Raw genomic sequence first — 15,770 nt, 5'->3', positions numbered from 1 at the left:
TTCGAGACGTTCTACACGAAGAACATCCTGTTGAACGAAGGCATCCGCGCTTGGATGGCTCCGCAAGACCAACCCCACGAAAACTTCATCTTCCCCGAAGAAGTGCTGCCTCGCGGTAACGCACTGTAAGGGCTGAGCGAAGTCTGAATTGAATCAAAGCGATCGCGCGTTTTCTCGTCAAGCCGTTGCGATCGCCTATTGCTCAAATTAACCAGAGACAGATCATGAATGGAGGGTGCGATCGACGCGATCGCGCCCTTTTTTTGGTCTCCTGCGGAACTTGTGGGACTTGTGGGCACGATGATCGGCCCGATCGGGGCTGGGGTTTTTGGCCATTCCCAGAAAGTTGTGTTAGTCTATCCATAGTCATAATGATTATGACTTAGAGAAGAGTTCACGCCGTCGCCACCTCGCCAGCCTTCTGCACGGGGGCTGACCGGGATGGTGCAACCACAACTAACCCCACCCGTTTTCTTGCGTCTTATGGATCTTTCAAACTCCAACACCGCCAAAAACTTGGCCGATGCCTTCGCTGGCGAATCGATGGCGAATCGGAAATATCTGTTCTTCTCGGAAGTGGTGAAAAAGCTGGGCCTGGGCGACTTAGCCAAGCTGTTTCGGGAAACGGCCAACCAAGAAACGGAACATGCGTTCGCCCACTTTCGGCTGATGCATCCGGAGTTGGTGGTGGACGATCCGGCCAGCCTCAGCGACGAACAAAAGAAGGCGATCGCGGCCCGCTGTTTGGAGCTGGCGATCGAGGGTGAAACCTACGAGTATCAGACCATGTACCCCAACTTTGCCGCCGAAGCCCGGGTCGATCGGGATGGGGAAGCGGAGCGGGAATTCCAAGAACAGGCCGATGAATCACGGGAACATGCGGGAATTTTCCGCACGGCCGCCCGCAATTTTGGACTGCTGACCGCGATCGAACATCACCACGCCGACCAATACAGCGAAGCCCTGCGCGGGTTGGATGGTGTGGCTCCGGCAAACAAGGCCGCGGGCAGCAAGTGGATTTGCCGCCAGTGCTCCATGATCTATGACCCCGCTGAGGGCGATCCCGACTCGGGCATTGCTCCGGGGACTCCCTTTGAAGCCATTCCCGATGATTGGGAATGCCCAATTTGCGGCGCGAAGAAGGCCCTGTTCGTGCCCTATCAAGAGTCGATCGCTGCCTAGGCTGGGCCATTGGTCATTAATTTAGATCTGCTCAGATCTGCAATCAGCCCTGAAATCAACTCTGAAATTAGCTCTAGAAAACAAAAAATAGCTGATTTTCAGTAATTGAATAGCACAATCGAGTGCGCCATTCCAGGTTGGTGAATGGCGCATTTTTTTGGTTTTGTGAGAATCAAGTTGGGTTCAACTGAAAGCGATCGCGCGAAAATTTTGCTAAAAAAACAGCCTGGTTGAGAGGAATGGGCTATATGCTATCTGTATATTACAGTATTCCGATCGGGTAACTGTAGTTAAAGACAAGCTGGGAGTCAAAAGAAATGGGAATCGCGGTTGAGCATGTCTCCAAGTACTATGGCGATTTTCGAGCAGTTGATGATGTTTCGCTAGACATTCAATCGGGTTCTTTGGTTGCGTTGTTGGGGCCATCCGGCTCAGGAAAGTCCACACTCCTCAGAATTATTGCGGGGCTGGAATCCACTGATGCGGGGACAATTTCACTGATCGGGCGGGACGCAACCTATCAAAGCGTCCAAGAGCGAAAAATTGGGTTTGTGTTTCAGCACTATGCGCTGTTTAAGCACATGACCGTTCGGCAAAATATTGCTTTTCCGTTGGAGCTGCGCAAAACTCCGCCGGCTGAAATTCAAGAGCGCGTGAATCGATTGTTGGACTTGATCCAACTAGCGGGCTATGGCAATCGCTATCCTGCGCAATTGTCCGGCGGGCAACGGCAGCGTGTGGCCTTGGCGCGGGCCCTGTCCGTGGAACCCCAAATTTTGCTGCTGGATGAACCGTTCGGTGCTTTGGATGCCAAGGTGCGCAAGGAATTACGAACATGGCTGCATAACCTGCATCGCAATATGAATGTGACCACGGTTTTTGTGACCCACGACCAAGAAGAGGCGATGGAAGTTGCCGATCGAATCGTGGTGATGAACCAAGGCAAAATTGAACAAGTGGGCACGCCTGCGGAAATTTATGACAACCCGGCCTCGCCCTTTGTGATGAGTTTTGTGGGGCCTGTGAATGTGTTGTCTATTTTTCCCGGATCTGTGTCGCGCTGGGCGGGCGATCGGGTGTGGGAAGACAGTGACAATTGGCGACTCTTTTTGCGGCCCCATGATGTGGAAATTGTGACCGATCCTGTGGATGACAAGGCCTTACCCGCGACGGTCGATCGCATCATGCATTTGGGATGGGAAGTGCAGGTGCATTTGAAACTGGAGAATGGCCCATCTTTGACGGCTTCTGTGAACCGAGATCACTATCACCGACTCCACATTGAACGAGAGCAACAGGTCTATGCACGGCCCCGATCGGTGCGTGTTTTTCCCTTAGCAACCTAGAGAACCAGCCCTCAAGAGGATTGCTGAATAGGGTGATCCCTAATGGGATTGCTCGTGAAATCCCTGGATATGCCATTTCGGCGGGTGCGCGATGGAGTGTTCCCGCCCAAATGCCAAGTTTTCAAATCCAAATTTTCAAGTCCAAATTTTCAAATACTAAATATTAATTAGAAATTTGCAAGACTCTAACTTTGGGAACTGGCAAAAATAAGATCAGTGCCAGCAAAACCAGTCTTAGGAATTACTGGAAATAAGCACCCGCAAAACTGTAAATGAGTCCTCCAAAAACAATCGAAGTGATTGCAAAATAAAGCCAATCTTGACGACGCAAAAAAGTGAACCAAGACAGAGCAACCCGAATAATGGGTGTTGCAACTAGCAGCATAATGCCCACTTGAATCCAGCCGCGACCATGACCCGAAAGGGCAGATTTCGCAGCACCCCAAGGGGAGCAAAGTTCGCGGGGTTCTCCCACAAAGACACGGAAGCTGGCTGGCTCACCCCCATGGCGAAAGATATAGATGCAGCCGCCGGCAAAGACGATCGAACTCGCAATGATCATTCCCCACCACAATACGTGGCTAACGGCTAACTCAAGGCTGTGATCGGTGCTTTTTCGAGTTTCTAAATCAACTGGCGAAGATTCCAAGGGAGAAATGGGACTATTCGCTGCAGTCATGGCGATCGCCTGATCGGAAGACTTACCCTTCATCATTGATGCAATCTCCATTGTCACTTGGGCTGCTGTGAATTACGAGCGTTAAAATTCTGTTTGGTCTCAACTTTGCAATTGAGCTGATGAGCTGAAAGTGCGTAATTTCTAAGTAATTAATCCGTTATAAATCATTTTGATTGCTAGGAGCACTAACACAATGGAAAAGAGCCAGCGCAACCATTCTGGCTTGGCTCCAATCAGCACTCTTGCACCGACCATGGCTCCCATCAAAACGCCCAACATCACGGGCATTGAGAGGCCGGGATCCACGTAGCCTCGGGATAAATAAACGCCGGCCGACATGGCAGCGGTGACCCCGATCGTGAAGTTGCTGGTGGTGGTGGAAACCTTGAACGGTAAACCCATGACGCGATCCATCGCCAAGACTTTCAAGGAGCCGGAACCGATGCCGAGCAATCCTGAAAGCAGCCCGGCCACGGCCATTAAGCTAAAACCGGTGGGAACCGAACGAACGGTATAGGCGATCGTTCCTTCTCCGTTGGGGGTGGGATAGCAGTTATCGAGTTGCAAGCGTTCAGCCAAGGAACCTGGCTCGGTTAATTCGGCTTCCTTGGGGGTGGATTGTTGAGCAAAAAAAGCGGAATAAAGCAGGACGGTTCCTAACACAACGGTCAGGGCTTTGACGGGCACAACGGTGGCTAAGGTGGCTCCTACGAAAGATCCAAGGGTCGTTGCCACTTCTAAAAACATCCCGAGACGTAAGTTGGCAAATCCCGATCGAATATAGGTTGCGGCGGAACCGGCGGAAGTGGCAATGACAGAAATTAAGGAGGCCCCGATCGCGTAGCGAATATCGACCCCAAAAACCGAGGTGAGCAGAGGCACAATCACCACGCCGCCCCCAAGACCGGTCAAGGCTCCTAAGAAGCCGGCCGCGAATGAACCGGCCCAAACTAAGAATGAAAACTCAAAAATATTCACCCCGCCCCATCCTGATGACTAGTAATTAGAGAAAATCCATAGGGAATGGCTGAAAAATAACTGGAGGAATCCGGCTCTTGGTGCTTGGTCACACCAAGGAATTCAGCCATTGTGCTTGGTTGCTGAGTTGAGAAAGTTGGAAGCTAGAAACCAGGTTAATGATGGTATCTGGGCAAGCAAATTTTCAGACTGCTGGTGAATTGTTCACAATCATTTTTCACAGCCACTGTTCGTAGTCATTGTTCGCAGTCAATGATCCAGAATGATTGATCGCTGTTGAGCATTAAGCTGTTGAGCATTAATCACCCTGGATCATGAATCACGACTCAACGACGAGTAAGCAAACTTGAAGGGGTTGATGGTAGCTGAACTGGATCCGTGGGGCTGAGGATCAATCGATTGGCCACTTGTGTGATCAGGTAGGCGATCGACCAGCCGCCAATGATGTCACTGGGGAAGTGAACCCCGAGATAGAGCCTTGTCCAGGCAATGAGCAGAACAAAGCCACCACCCAGCCCCGCGATCGACCAACGCCAGACCCATCCATAGGGGCGATCGAGCGGCTGTTGGCTGGAATACAAAGCGCCAAGGGCCAAAACCAACGAGAGGCTAGCGGCCGCGTGGGTGCTGGGAAAGGCCCAATCAGCAGGGTAATGGTCTGGGGCCAGCAGCGAGGGCCAAAGGCTGGGCCTTGCTCGGTGCCAAACCACTTTCAGCAGAGTGGCTATGACTGTTGTACCGCCAATCGCACTCATCCAGTAGAGCAACTTACGCCATTGCCGTTGGTTCGCTAGGGACAAAAGACCCATGATGAACAGCGGAAACGTTCCCCAGCGGGTTCCCAGCGGTGTGAGCCAAAGGGCGAGGCGATCGAGCCAAGGGGTGGCCTGTTGATGCAATAGTTCTAAAAACTGCACATCCCAGGGCGCTGGTTGCTGGAGATGGCTAACCAGGTATAGCGCACAGAGTCCTTGAATCGTGACCGCCCCGCCGATGCCCAGCAGGTTTGGTTGGGATGATGAATGCTTACCCAAAGTGCTGATCCCCGTGGTGTTTAGCCCATCAGTCATCGGTAGTGAGGGTTGGGGCATCCAGAGGGCGCTGATTAATCACTTTCTGGGACAGGCTGGGCAGCGGCCATTTTGCTTTGCTGGTGTTAACTGCTGCCGTGGGCGCTGTGCTGAGGGTTAATTGGCCCTCGGGATCTTGGCTGATGGTGACGCGCGTGCCGTCAGCAACTTTGAGCGCGGCCAAACCGGTAAATTCCTGATTGGTTCCGTCGGGAAGGGTGGCGATCGCCTTGGTTCCCTTGGGAATCAAAACCCCTTCGCAGTCCCACTCGATCGCGGTGGTTTCCCCATTGGCCAAGAAGTAAAGACCAGCGTTGTAGCGATAGTTGTCCACGTCATCCGGCTCTGGCCCGTAAACTCCAACTACCTGGCCGCTGGTGTTTTCGCATTGGCCCCAGGTCTCGCCGGACTCCAACGCAAAGGTTTGGGCTGTTAGTTGTTCAATTTGCGATTCCAAGGGTTCGGGAATGGCTTCCCCCGCATTCTGCTTTTGCTGACGTTCGGCTGTTAGCTGGTTCAAGGCTTGGCTGGCTGCCAAGTAATCGGAACTTTCACTCAAGGGGCGATCGGCTAAGGCCGGAGGAGCGCAAAGCAAATTAACCACAAAAACCAACAGGCAACCCCCGATCGTCATCCAGCGGCTGAAGGATCCCAAAACCGCCGTTCTCAGTCCTTGCCCGCTTAGAAAATTCTGGACAATCCCTGGGACAAAACCCTTTAAAAACCCTTGGGCAACGTTCATGCTCTTTCCTCTTGATGACTGATTGATGACTGAAAATTCTGCAAATTTCGCAATGCTCTACGCTTCAAGCCGATCCCAACTATGGTGGGTGGCTGAACATTAATGCTTGTAAAAAATTGCCCACGATTTCTTGCTTTGGTTTTCCAATTTAGGAAAAATTAAACAACCTGAAAAGATTCGAAGAACACAAAAAAGCAAAAACTGCTAGCATGGGCCTTGACGAGAAAGGCTTTTCATTTGATGCCTAAAACTCTGTTCTGTTGCTACAAAATCTTGCAATCATTCAAACCGAATTGCCTGGTTTAAAATCACCGCATGGTGGCAGTTAGTAATCTCCAAACCAATGCATTGGCTTCAATGCGTTCTCGAACAATGAAATGAGGTGAAAGTTTGAGAAAGATTGCTATTTTGAGTTACTTTGATTGGTTTAATTCAAGAGTGAGCAATTTAATGAGCGATTTTGCTTGTTGAACCCTTAAAAAACCTGAATTGAAGCAACTAAATCAACGAGCTAGATATAGCCTTTCGTGACTCAAAAAGTCTAACAAAGTCCTCTGGTTTTGCCAAGATCTTGAGCTTAAGGAAGCATGAAGGAAAATAGCAGTTGCGGAAGGTTGCTCTCCCAGAAAATTCCTATTCCCAGAGCAATGAAAATCCAAGGAACAAATTGATGACCAAATCGGCTAATCCATTGGGTGATCATGTGATGGCGACTGAACCGGCGTGTTAGCCAACAAAGCAATCCTACACCTGCAAAGAAAACCCAAAGGATAATGCTGAGTTCCACCCAGTTGCAGGAGGCAAACAGAGGAATGTAAATTCCAATGTTGTCAGCACCGCAGGCAAGCGTAATCATTGTCACTTGGATGACTTGAGGGGATAGCCAAGGCAGCCATTGACGTAGTTTCTTGACTCGATGTCGAAAAGCTAAATTGGGCGATCGCTCGGTTAACGCTTGATGCTCAGATCCGAACGAATCTAGTTCAGGAGCGGAGGATTCTGATTCCTGAGATTGAGAAGCGCGCAGTTGCGAAATGCCGATCCCGATCGGGAGAAAGCCCAATAGCCCAATGGACCAGGAAGGGAGCAGTAATCCTCCCCAAAACCCCACCAAGCTGGCTAACACAATCAGACCAAACCCCAGATAGCGCCCGATCAGGATTTGTCGATCGCGGAAGAGCCGATCGGGGCGACCAAACAACACCATCAGCACCACCACATCATCGATATTTGTGGCAATGAAGGAACTGGTTCCCGCCACAAAAGCACTAATCGCTAGCTCAGCTAAGGGGCGCTGATCAATCATGGTGCTCGGACATGATGTTTAGGGCAAAAAGCATTGCAAGAGTCGTAAGAATCGCAGCGATCGTCTCAAGAATCACCCTTTTCGGGAACTTCACTCAGTTGCTGGGGTCGCCAAGTTAAAGCCACCAAACAAGTGCAGCTAGCAGCCAACAAACCCGGACTCATGGCTCCACTATCAAGGATGATATAAATCCCGAGCGCGATGAGTACTAGAGGAACCATGGTTTGACCCCGATGGGCTAACCAATCTGCAATTTGGGCTTGATGGGTGAGTCGATGAGCAATGTAACACCAAACAGGAACCAAAACTAGGAAAACCAGAATGGTTAGAATTAGCTCTGGCACTGAGCTATGGGAAAACAAGGGCGTGTAAATGCCCACATTGTCGCTCCCGTTGGCGATCGTGATGGCTGCGACGCTGAGACTTTGGGGCCCCACTAAATTCATCCAGTGGGGTGATGTTCCATCGCCGTCAATGGCTAGGTTTAGTTCTTCATCGGTGGCATCTTCACCCCGGTCAAACAATCTGCCCAGTCCCATGCCGATCGGGATTAGACCCAGCAAACCTAGCCAATGGTGGGGCAAAACCATGCCCCCAAAGAAACCCAACAAACTTGCGCCTACCAGAGCTGAAAACCCTAGATATTGCCCAGCGACCACGTGGTAATGACGAAAATTGGCATTGACCTGAGAAAAAAGCAACATCAGGATTGCAATATCGTCAATGTTTGTGGCTGCAAAGGCAGCAACACTCGTGGGGATTACGGTCAGTAAGTTGTCCATAGGAAAGGGTTGCAGAAGAAGGGACTAGAAGTGAAGTAGAGCCGATCGAGATTGAACCAAGCAATCGATTAGCAGTCAGCATCTTCGGACTCTTCAAACCGGACATAGATCGCTTCGATCGAGTGCTGCATTCGCCGAATCATTTTGGGAGAGCGCGATCGCTGCCAGAAAAACCAGCCACAACCCAAACCTAGGTAAAGCAAAAAGAGCTTGGGAAATGCATCGTAAGGTGCTTCCGGCACGGGAAACCAAGTACTTCCAGGAATTCCGACCATGCCCAAAATTGGCAACATCATGAAACCAGCGCCCAGCAGACCAATGACCCCATCAATGGGCTTTAATTTGCCAATTCGATAGAGATAAACCGGCGCAGCGATCGATACCAAAATGTAGGTCACCAAAAATCCATAGGTACACATCGTGCCCAAATACGCCATGGATTCGAAGGCCTTAAGACCAAAAATGGTCATTGAAGCAGGCACTAAAAAGAGTAGAACGGAGATGAAAGAAACAGCAATATGGGGCGTGCTATTGGTGTCGTGGGCTTCACCAAAAGCCGAGTGAAAGAGACCATGCCGCGCCATGGTGAAAAAGATGCGAGCAGCAGGATTAATGCTGCCTAAAACACAAGCGAAAAAGCTAGCCAACGCACAAATCCCGATCGCTTGGCCCAGGAATCCAACACCAGCCCAGGTAGCTAAGAAACTGAGAGGCTCTTCATGACCTGCCAAATTTCCTCCGGCATGATTGAACCCCACCACACCGATATAGGCCATAACCAAGAAAAACAACCCCGAAAGCACTGTGCTGCCTAGGACAGCCTTCGGAATACTGGATAGGGGTTTTTGCGCTTCATCCCCAAGAGTGGTGGCACTTTCAAAACCAGAAAAGCCAAAAACCACTAACACTAATCCCATGGCAACACCGCTGGGGGTTGCACCAGCTAAGGTCAACTGTAGTGGATCAAGGGCAAAGCCTGTTTTAGCCCAAACAATTCCCCCCAAGAGCAAAATGAACAGAACAGAAATGCCTTCCAAAATCAACAATGTTCTTGCTGATAATTCGATATCTCGGTAGGCGGCATACCAAGCAACCACGGTTCCTAAAGCCAGCAGGGTGATGATGTGGGTGTGAATGCCCAAACTGCCTAAAAAGATTTGACCAAAATTGGCAAAGCCACAAAGAACCGCCATCCCCGTGAGCAAATAGCCCAGCAGAAGACCCCAACCACAGATAACACCGGCTGTGGGGCCAAGACCTTTGGAAATGTAGGTGTAGAGCGATCCGGGAGAGGCGGAACGACGGGCAAATTGATTGATGTTGATACTGACAAAAATCAGCCCGATCGTTCCCAACAAAAAGCTAAGACAAGTGCCATTTCCCGCCAGGGCAAAGACTAACCCTAAGTTAGCGGCAGGGGTTGTGATCGGAGCGATTACCGCGATGGATTGGCCAAGAACTTCACCAAAGGGTAAACATTCTGCCTTGAGACCGTGAACACTACGGTTCACTGCAAGTTCTGTAGTCATGCGATCCCTCAATGAGACCAGAATACTGAGTGATGAACTGATCTGAAGCCTGAAAGTTATCTGAAGTAAAAGGGATAACTCTCTATGATTGATGACTAGGCATTCATGACTCGTTCAGTCTGTGAATTCTGTTGCTGTTCGTGTTGCATATCGATGTTGCTTTGACAAGTATTTTGGAGCACATCGATCAAATTAACTACAGATTAAGGAGTTGGCTGAGTTTAAGCAACTACTGTTTTTTCTCAAAACCATCAATAAAATTGATGAGAACCTCAACAAGCTCGAAATCTTGGTTGAAAGAAGCCAAAAATTCTCGCGATGAACGGAAATTTTGAAAATAGATCGAGATTTTAATTGAAATTTTAAGTTTGGTGAAATGTCTGGAATAACGCTTGATCGGTTGCAAATTTTCTTGGCGGTTGCGGAATATTTACACTTCACGCGAGCCGCAGAGTCCCTTTATCTAACGCAGCCTGCGGTGAGCGCTGCAATTCAGTCCCTAGAAGACAGTTATGGTCTGCGTCTGTTTCATCGCATTGGGCGGCGCGTAGAACTGACGGATGCTGGGCGATTGTTGCAAGCAGAAGCTAGGGATATTCTCGATCGGGTGGCTTTGACAGAACGAGGCTTGCGTGAACTCAATGAAATGCAGCGAGGAGAATTGCATTTGGGGTCTAGCCTCACGATCGGGAATTATTGGCTACCGCGCAAAATTGGAGAATTTAAGCGTCGTCATCCGGGCATTGTGGTGAATTGCACCCTCGCTAATACTGAGGAAATTTGCACAGGAACGGCGACGGGCGCGTTTGATTTGGGATTAATTGAAGGGGAAGTGTTGCCCTCAACCCAACGGCACTTAGAAAAGGCCATTGTTGGGGGCGATCGCCTAGTGATTGTGGTGGGCCCTTCGCACCCTTGGTTTGAGCTGCCATTTGTGGAAACCCATCAATTGTCAGAAACGGCTTGGTTAATGCGCGAACCAGGATCGGGCACTCAACAGCGATTTGAAGAAGCCTTATTGAGTTGGCAGGTGGATCCTTCAAGTTTGCCGATCGCCCTGGTGCTAACCACCGGAGAAATGGTGAAAGTTCTGGTGGAGGAAGGCGTGGGAGCGGCAGCCATTTCAGAACTGATCGTTGAAAAAGAGTTGCAGCTTCGGACTATGCGTGCGGTTCCGATCATTGATCCCGAGCAGTCATCGGTTTTGGAAATTCGTCGCCCCTTTTTGAAGTTGCGCCATCGACAGCGCTTTCAGACCAAAATTTCTCGGGTTTTTGAGCAATTACTAGTCAGTTATTAGTTAGGAATAGACCATTGATCAGCCAATGATGCGTCACTGCTGAGCCAGTGCTGAGCCAGTCGTGCGCCAATGATGGGCGAGACCCGTTGGGTAATTTCCAGATAAAGTACGGTTTTTTGATCGGGATATAGTATTTTAGGTCAAAAGCAACTGCAAAATGCCATTTGCAACTGCGCTAAACCTGGAATTGCTAACCCAATGAGCGCTGTCAATCCCCAACTTCGCCCCCTAGAACTTAAAGAATTGTCCCAGGAATCTTCTGTGGTGCCTCTCCATAGCCAAGCTCAGTACCCCACGACCTTGGCCCTCAGTGATATACAGCTTCCAAGCAGTCAGCCAAGACGGTATTTTGACCCGATTGCCCTCCATAGCCTTGCTCAATCGATCGCCCAATATGGAATTTTGGAGCCGCTGTTAGTTCGTCCCATTGATGAGCGGCGCTATGAATTAGTAGCTGGTGAGCGGCGATATCGTGCGGCCCAAAAGGTTGGTCTATCGCAAGTACCCGTAATTATTCGGGCCCTGAGCGATCGGGAAGCCCTGCGAATTGCCCTTCTGGAAAATTTGCAGCGTGAAGATCTCAACCCGATCGAGGAAACCGAAAGTATTTTAAAATTGCTGTCCCTGGAGCTTCAACAGCCTGCTGAGTCGATCGTTTTGCTGTTGCACCGCTTGCGAAATCAAGCCAAGGGCAAAAAAACTCATAACGTTATGGGTAATGCAGAACGAGAGACGATTCGCACCATTTTCCAGTCGATCGGAACCATGACTTGGGAGTCCTTTGTCAGCAATCGGCTGCCCCTGCTGAAGCTGCCAGAAGCCATTCTCAATGCGTTGCGCCAAGGTCAGTTGTCCTACACCAAAGCGTTGGCCATTTCCAGAGTTCGGCAACCCAATCAACAAAATCATCTATTACAAGAAGCAATTTCACGAGATTTATCACTCTCCGAAATTCGTAAACAGGTAGCCAGCCTCAACAGTCCTGAAACAACTTCCAACTTACCCAGCTCTCTGCGAGATCGTTGGAGTTATACCTATCGTCGGTTACAGCAGTCGGGAGCTTTGAACGATCCCCTAAAACGGCAAAGGGTAGAATCCTTGATGGCTGAATTAATCACCATTGCAGAGTTAGATGAGTCCCAAGAGATTGAGTGATAGTTTACCGACAAACCGTTTTTTTGTCCATAAACTACGGTTTGTCGGTCGATTTAGTCAAGATTAATGAATGAACTATCTACAATCCTGTTTAAGGTGCTTTGATCTGATCTCTGAATAATTTTCTGGGTGCAGTTAGGTGCTCTACTAAATGATTGGATGCTTGAAAAAAAATCTGCCTTGTAATGATCATGAAATTTTAAGTTGTTGTTCTCAAGAACCTTAGAAATTTCATGACAATTAAATCTCTTCGCTTCTAGCGGTTTTTCTTAAAACCGTAGCTAACAATGTCTATTGCGCTTACTCTTGGTGTTTTGGCGATCACATTCTTCCTATTCATTGTGGAATGGTTACCCGTTGATATCACAGCAATTGGAATTGCTGTTTTGCTAATTCTCCTAGGACTCATCACTCCCGAAGAGGGAATCGCTGGATTTAGTAATTCAGCAACGATCACGGTTATGGCAATGTTTGTGCTGAGTGCCGCGATCGAACGTACAGGTGCGATTCAAGTGGTCAGTGAATTTCTGCAACAAAAAGGCGGCAAGAATCCAACTCGTCAAATTTTTGTGCTGGGGTCAATTGTGGGGCCGATCACAGCATTTCTGAACAACACAGCCGTGGTGGCGGTGTTTATTCCGATTGTGGAAAATTGGTGCCGAAAACAGAATATCTCTACCTCAAAGCTATTAATTCCGCTGTCCTATGCCACTGTGCTTGGCGGCACGATTACAGTAATTGGTACTTCAACCAATGTGGTAGCCAGTGGACTTTCTAAGCAACTGGGCTATGGAGAATTTGGCCTGTTTGAGTTTGCACCCATGGGCCTGATCGTCTTTGTGATTGGTCTGTGCTACTTGGCACTGGCGGCTCCCAATCTTCTGCCCGATCGACGGAAGCCCGGTGAAATTTCAACCGTTGAAAACTATGGGCTGCGTGATTATTTCAGCGAAATTATTGTGACCCATCAGTCCTCTTTGATTGGGAAATCGCTGCCAGCCAGTGACTTTCATCACCGATATGATCTTGATGTTTTGGAAGTGATTCGCGATGGCATTACCTATAGACCTGTAAGCCACGATTGGCTGTTAATGGCAGGGGATATTTTGCTGGTTCGCTGCAACCGCGATCGCCTGCTGACCCTGAAGGATGAACGGGGGCTGGAAATCCTACCCGATGCCAAATTTTCCCTCGAATCTAACGAGCGATCGATTGCGGAAGCCTTAATTATTTCGAACTCTAGCCTCATCGGTTCTAGCTTACAAGAACTGCGATTTCGGCAACGATATAACTCCACGGTTTTAGCCATTCGTCGTGGACAAGATTGCTTGTGCGAACGGTTGCGGGATGTTCGTTTGCGGTTTGGTGATGTTCTATTGGTGCAAGGGCCACATGACAGTTTGCGCGGCCTGCAATCCAGCCCTGAATTATTAGTAGTAGAACCGCGAGAACTGGAACCCTTAAAGCGGGACAAGGCTGGTTTAGCCCTGGCGATCGCCCTAGGAACCGTGCTGGCTGCTGCCACGGAAACGGTTCCCATTTTGGTTAGCGCTCTGGCGGGTGTTGTCTTGGTAATTGCCACGGGAATTTTGCGGCCTCGAGAAATTTACCGAGTCATTCGCTGGGATATTATCTTTCTCCTGGCGGGTCTGATGCCCCTAGGAACCGCTATGGAAAAATCAGGAGCTACTGACTGGTTAGCATCACAATTAACGCAAGTGGGAGGACATCTTTCGGGGTTTTGGCTGTTAGTTTTGTTCTATGGCGTAACAACCCTCTTCACTGAAGCCCTGTCTAATAATGCGGCGGTTTTATTAATGTTGCCCATCGCGGTGAAGGTTGCGGAAACCCTGGAATTCTACACTTTGCCGTTCATGCTGGTGGTGATGTTTGCGGCTTCAAATAGCTACCTAACCCCGATCGGTTATCAAACTAATACAATGGTTTATGGGCCAGGAGGCTACAAATTCTTAGACTTCACCAGGGTGGGAATTCCATTGAACTTAATTCTGACCTTCCTTGTGCCGCTAATGTCAATTTGGTTTTATGGGCTAAACTTAAGTCATTAAAAAATGACTTTGATTCTTGCTGAAACAATGACTTTGGTTAACTTTCAACCAAGCAATGCCAAGTTATTGTGTCTCTCTACCGCAATCCTTTGATCACAACTATGGAATCTATGACTTCCCAACCCTCACCCACCCATCCGTTGCCCATTGATGAATCCCTTAACACAGCCATGAACACCGCCAATGCAACCAATGGGGCAACCCGTCAAGATGCCCAAGCGATTGCTCAGTTTCAGCAAGAAATCACAGCGGTAGAATCCCAAACGCTGGGATTCAAACTCCTGAAAAAATTGAAAGGTGGGCTGCTGGTTGTTGTGGGCTATCTGCTCTCGCCACTGTGCTGGTGGAATGATTTGATTTTTAATCTGCCGATCGCCTATGGCTTTGGTGCGCTCTGCAATTGGCTAATTCCGCACAGTTTTTTCGGGGGTGCGATCGTGGGCTATTGGCTCTCGAATGTGGTGGGAATTCTGATGATGCAATTTGGGGCGACGGAAATGGTTCAAAAGGAGGATCAAAATAAAAGTTTTCGGAAAACGCTGGTCACAGGATTGCTGTCTTCCACGGCCTATACAATTTTGGTGGTGGCGTTGGTGCAGTTCGGAATCCTAACCTTGCCGGATGGTTTGAGCTTTCAAGAGTAGCAATCCCTTTCCTAGCGATTTGGGGTGGAATTTACAGCCTTGGGCGGAGATTCTAGGTTAAAGAGCTTTAATCCTTCGCTACCGATGATGGTCGGTAATTGACCATTCCACCGCTCGATCGCCTGGCGTTGAATTAACTCTGGGGTCAGGTGTTCTTTGAGGAGTCGTTGTGCTTCGGCCTCACCCCTGGCCCAATTAACCCTTGCTTCCGCTTCTCGGGCGGCTTTCAGGGTCAAAAACTCCGCTCGCTTGGCTTCCTGTTCCGCAATTTGCTTGGCTTCGACAGCTTCACTGAAGCGATCGGAAAAATTGACATGAACCAGCGAAATATCATCAACAAAAATATGATATCCCCGTAGCCGATTGCTCAGCAGTTGGTCTACGGCTCCCTTAACTTCTTCCCGGCGGGTGATAATTTCTTCCGCCGTGTACTTGGCCATGACGGCTTTTAAAACTTCCTCAACGGCGGGATCAATGGCTCGATCGACCACAGCCAGTTCATCCCCGAGCTGTTGGAACGCTAAATTAACTTCATCGGGAACCAAATGCCAATTCAAGACCACATCGGTTTCAATTTCTTGCAAATCTTTAGAAGAGGCTTCGGCTGAAATTTCACGCTTTTGAACGCGAACAGTTAATTTTTTAACGGCTTCCGCGATCGGGATGATCGGATGTAGGCCTTCATTGAGAATTTGAGGCTGCACCTGACCAAAACGGAGCACCACGCCCCGCTCCCCGGCCGAGATAATGACCAGCGGTTGCAGGATAATCAGGGTCAACAAAAGAGCCGCAAATAGTCGAATGATTTTTAATTGAGAGATATGTTTTAGGGAACTAATGAAAATCATTAAGGGTTGCTAAAATGGGCGCTTCCGGAAGATTTTTCTATTCTAACGTTGATCTTGAAACTCCTTGAGCTGAAAAATTGTGCTGAATCGCTTTTTGAGGGGTAACTGAGGGAATGATTTGCGAACTGACTTGCAGGATT

15 protein-coding genes and 1 pseudogene are annotated in these 15,770 nt (G+C 49.1%); 8 read left to right on the top strand and 8 right to left on the bottom strand.

Annotated features, from left to right (window positions below; genetic code table 11):
• The 4 genes and pseudogenes from H6G53_RS16110 to H6G53_RS16095 all read left to right on the top strand — a co-directional run.
• Positions 1-129 (top strand): annotated as a pseudogene (locus H6G53_RS16110) (photosystem II protein D2); the annotation flags it as partial.
• A 99-nt stretch (positions 130-228) separates the two neighbouring features.
• The gene (locus H6G53_RS16105) at positions 229-366 is read left to right on the top strand and encodes a hypothetical protein (protein WP_158234509.1); all 138 of its coding nucleotides are present in this window, start codon (positions 229-231) and stop codon (positions 364-366) included.
• Between the two features lie 117 nt (positions 367-483).
• Positions 484-1,182: a rubrerythrin family protein gene (locus H6G53_RS19355; RefSeq protein ID WP_190530170.1), complete on the top strand. Its 699-nt coding sequence runs from the start codon at positions 484-486 to the stop codon at positions 1,180-1,182.
• Positions 1,183-1,499: 317 nt separating this feature from the next.
• Positions 1,500-2,528, top strand: a complete 1,029-nt coding sequence (locus H6G53_RS16095) for a sulfate/molybdate ABC transporter ATP-binding protein (RefSeq protein WP_099534534.1) — start codon at positions 1,500-1,502, stop codon at positions 2,526-2,528.
• A gap of 241 nt (positions 2,529-2,769) precedes the next feature.
• Here H6G53_RS16095 and H6G53_RS16090 read toward each other — a convergent pair whose 3' ends face one another.
• From H6G53_RS16090 to H6G53_RS16060, 7 genes are all read right to left on the bottom strand, one after another.
• Positions 2,770-3,207 carry a DUF1634 domain-containing protein gene (locus H6G53_RS16090; protein WP_099534535.1) on the bottom strand — a complete coding sequence of 146 codons (438 nt, stop codon included), beginning with the start codon at positions 3,205-3,207 and terminating at the stop codon, positions 2,770-2,772.
• A gap of 141 nt (positions 3,208-3,348) precedes the next feature.
• Positions 3,349-4,185, bottom strand: a complete 837-nt coding sequence (locus H6G53_RS16085; protein WP_099534536.1) for a sulfite exporter TauE/SafE family protein — start codon at positions 4,183-4,185, stop codon at positions 3,349-3,351.
• Between the two features lie 326 nt (positions 4,186-4,511).
• Positions 4,512-5,255: a phosphatase PAP2 family protein gene (locus tag H6G53_RS16080; RefSeq protein ID WP_190356271.1), complete on the bottom strand. Its 744-nt coding sequence runs from the start codon at positions 5,253-5,255 to the stop codon at positions 4,512-4,514.
• Entirely contained in the window at positions 5,248-5,997 is a 750-nt protein-coding gene (locus H6G53_RS16075; protein WP_190534708.1) for a hypothetical protein, read from the bottom strand. The genes H6G53_RS16080 and H6G53_RS16075 overlap by 8 nt, the downstream gene beginning before the upstream one ends.
• A gap of 577 nt (positions 5,998-6,574) precedes the next feature.
• Complete coding sequence (locus tag H6G53_RS16070) at positions 6,575-7,303, bottom strand: cadmium resistance transporter (protein WP_190534705.1); 729 nt, start codon at positions 7,301-7,303, stop codon at positions 6,575-6,577.
• A 65-nt stretch (positions 7,304-7,368) separates the two neighbouring features.
• Positions 7,369-8,085 carry a cadmium resistance transporter gene (locus H6G53_RS16065; protein ID WP_190356268.1) on the bottom strand — a complete coding sequence of 239 codons (717 nt, stop codon included), beginning with the start codon at positions 8,083-8,085 and terminating at the stop codon, positions 7,369-7,371.
• 68 nt (positions 8,086-8,153) lie between these two features.
• Positions 8,154-9,614 (bottom strand): APC family permease, encoded by a 1,461-nt coding sequence (locus tag H6G53_RS16060; RefSeq protein ID WP_099534541.1) that lies wholly within the window; start codon positions 9,612-9,614, stop codon positions 8,154-8,156.
• A 376-nt stretch (positions 9,615-9,990) separates the two neighbouring features.
• Here H6G53_RS16060 and H6G53_RS16055 point away from each other — a divergent pair, with 376 nt between their 5' ends.
• From H6G53_RS16055 to H6G53_RS16040, 4 genes are all read left to right on the top strand, one after another.
• Positions 9,991-10,914: a LysR substrate-binding domain-containing protein gene (locus H6G53_RS16055; RefSeq protein ID WP_190530162.1), complete on the top strand. Its 924-nt coding sequence runs from the start codon at positions 9,991-9,993 to the stop codon at positions 10,912-10,914.
• Between the two features lie 198 nt (positions 10,915-11,112).
• Positions 11,113-12,069 (top strand): ParB/RepB/Spo0J family partition protein, encoded by a 957-nt coding sequence (locus H6G53_RS19030; protein WP_190534703.1) that lies wholly within the window; start codon positions 11,113-11,115, stop codon positions 12,067-12,069.
• A 287-nt stretch (positions 12,070-12,356) separates the two neighbouring features.
• The gene (locus H6G53_RS16045; RefSeq protein ID WP_099534544.1) at positions 12,357-14,138 is read left to right on the top strand and encodes an SLC13 family permease; all 1,782 of its coding nucleotides are present in this window, start codon (positions 12,357-12,359) and stop codon (positions 14,136-14,138) included.
• 110 nt (positions 14,139-14,248) lie between these two features.
• Positions 14,249-14,782, top strand: coding sequence for a hypothetical protein (locus tag H6G53_RS16040; protein WP_242030815.1), 534 nt, complete (start codon positions 14,249-14,251; stop codon positions 14,780-14,782).
• A gap of 11 nt (positions 14,783-14,793) precedes the next feature.
• On the opposite strand, the gene H6G53_RS16035 is transcribed toward H6G53_RS16040, so the two are convergent.
• On the bottom strand, positions 14,794-15,630 hold the full coding sequence (locus H6G53_RS16035; RefSeq protein WP_190534700.1) for a prohibitin family protein: 837 nt from the start codon (positions 15,628-15,630) through the stop codon (positions 14,794-14,796).
• Positions 15,631-15,770 lie beyond the last annotated feature (140 nt).

Source organism: Limnothrix sp. FACHB-406 (assembly GCF_014698235.1).
In the GTDB taxonomy this organism is placed as follows: domain Bacteria; phylum Cyanobacteriota; class Cyanobacteriia; order CACIAM-69d; family CACIAM-69d; genus CACIAM-69d.
Note: the sequence above shows the minus strand (reverse complement) of the source record. Positions and strands in the feature narration are given on the sequence as shown.

Bases quoted from the DNA above. Each gene is read 5' to 3' on its own strand.
- H6G53_RS16105 (WP_158234509.1), top strand. From the start codon at position 229: ATGGAGGGTGCGATCGACGCGATCGCGCCCTTTTTTTGGTCTCCTGCG.
- H6G53_RS19355 (WP_190530170.1), top strand. From the start codon at position 484: ATGGATCTTTCAAACTCCAACACCGCCAAAAACTTGGCCGATGCCTTC.
- H6G53_RS16095 (WP_099534534.1), top strand. From the start codon at position 1,500: ATGGGAATCGCGGTTGAGCATGTCTCCAAGTACTATGGCGATTTTCGA.
- H6G53_RS16090 (WP_099534535.1), bottom strand. From the start codon at position 3,207: ATGACTGCAGCGAATAGTCCCATTTCTCCCTTGGAATCTTCGCCAGTT.
- H6G53_RS16080 (WP_190356271.1), bottom strand. From the start codon at position 5,255: ATGACTGATGGGCTAAACACCACGGGGATCAGCACTTTGGGTAAGCAT.
- H6G53_RS16075 (WP_190534708.1), bottom strand. From the start codon at position 5,997: ATGAACGTTGCCCAAGGGTTTTTAAAGGGTTTTGTCCCAGGGATTGTC.
- H6G53_RS16070 (WP_190534705.1), bottom strand. From the start codon at position 7,303: ATGATTGATCAGCGCCCCTTAGCTGAGCTAGCGATTAGTGCTTTTGTG.
- H6G53_RS16065 (WP_190356268.1), bottom strand. From the start codon at position 8,085: ATGGACAACTTACTGACCGTAATCCCCACGAGTGTTGCTGCCTTTGCA.
- H6G53_RS16060 (WP_099534541.1), bottom strand. From the start codon at position 9,614: ATGACTACAGAACTTGCAGTGAACCGTAGTGTTCACGGTCTCAAGGCA.
- H6G53_RS16055 (WP_190530162.1), top strand. From the start codon at position 9,991: ATGTCTGGAATAACGCTTGATCGGTTGCAAATTTTCTTGGCGGTTGCG.
- H6G53_RS19030 (WP_190534703.1), top strand. From the start codon at position 11,113: ATGAGCGCTGTCAATCCCCAACTTCGCCCCCTAGAACTTAAAGAATTG.
- H6G53_RS16045 (WP_099534544.1), top strand. From the start codon at position 12,357: ATGTCTATTGCGCTTACTCTTGGTGTTTTGGCGATCACATTCTTCCTA.
- H6G53_RS16040 (WP_242030815.1), top strand. From the start codon at position 14,249: ATGACTTCCCAACCCTCACCCACCCATCCGTTGCCCATTGATGAATCC.
- H6G53_RS16035 (WP_190534700.1), bottom strand. From the start codon at position 15,630: ATGATTTTCATTAGTTCCCTAAAACATATCTCTCAATTAAAAATCATT.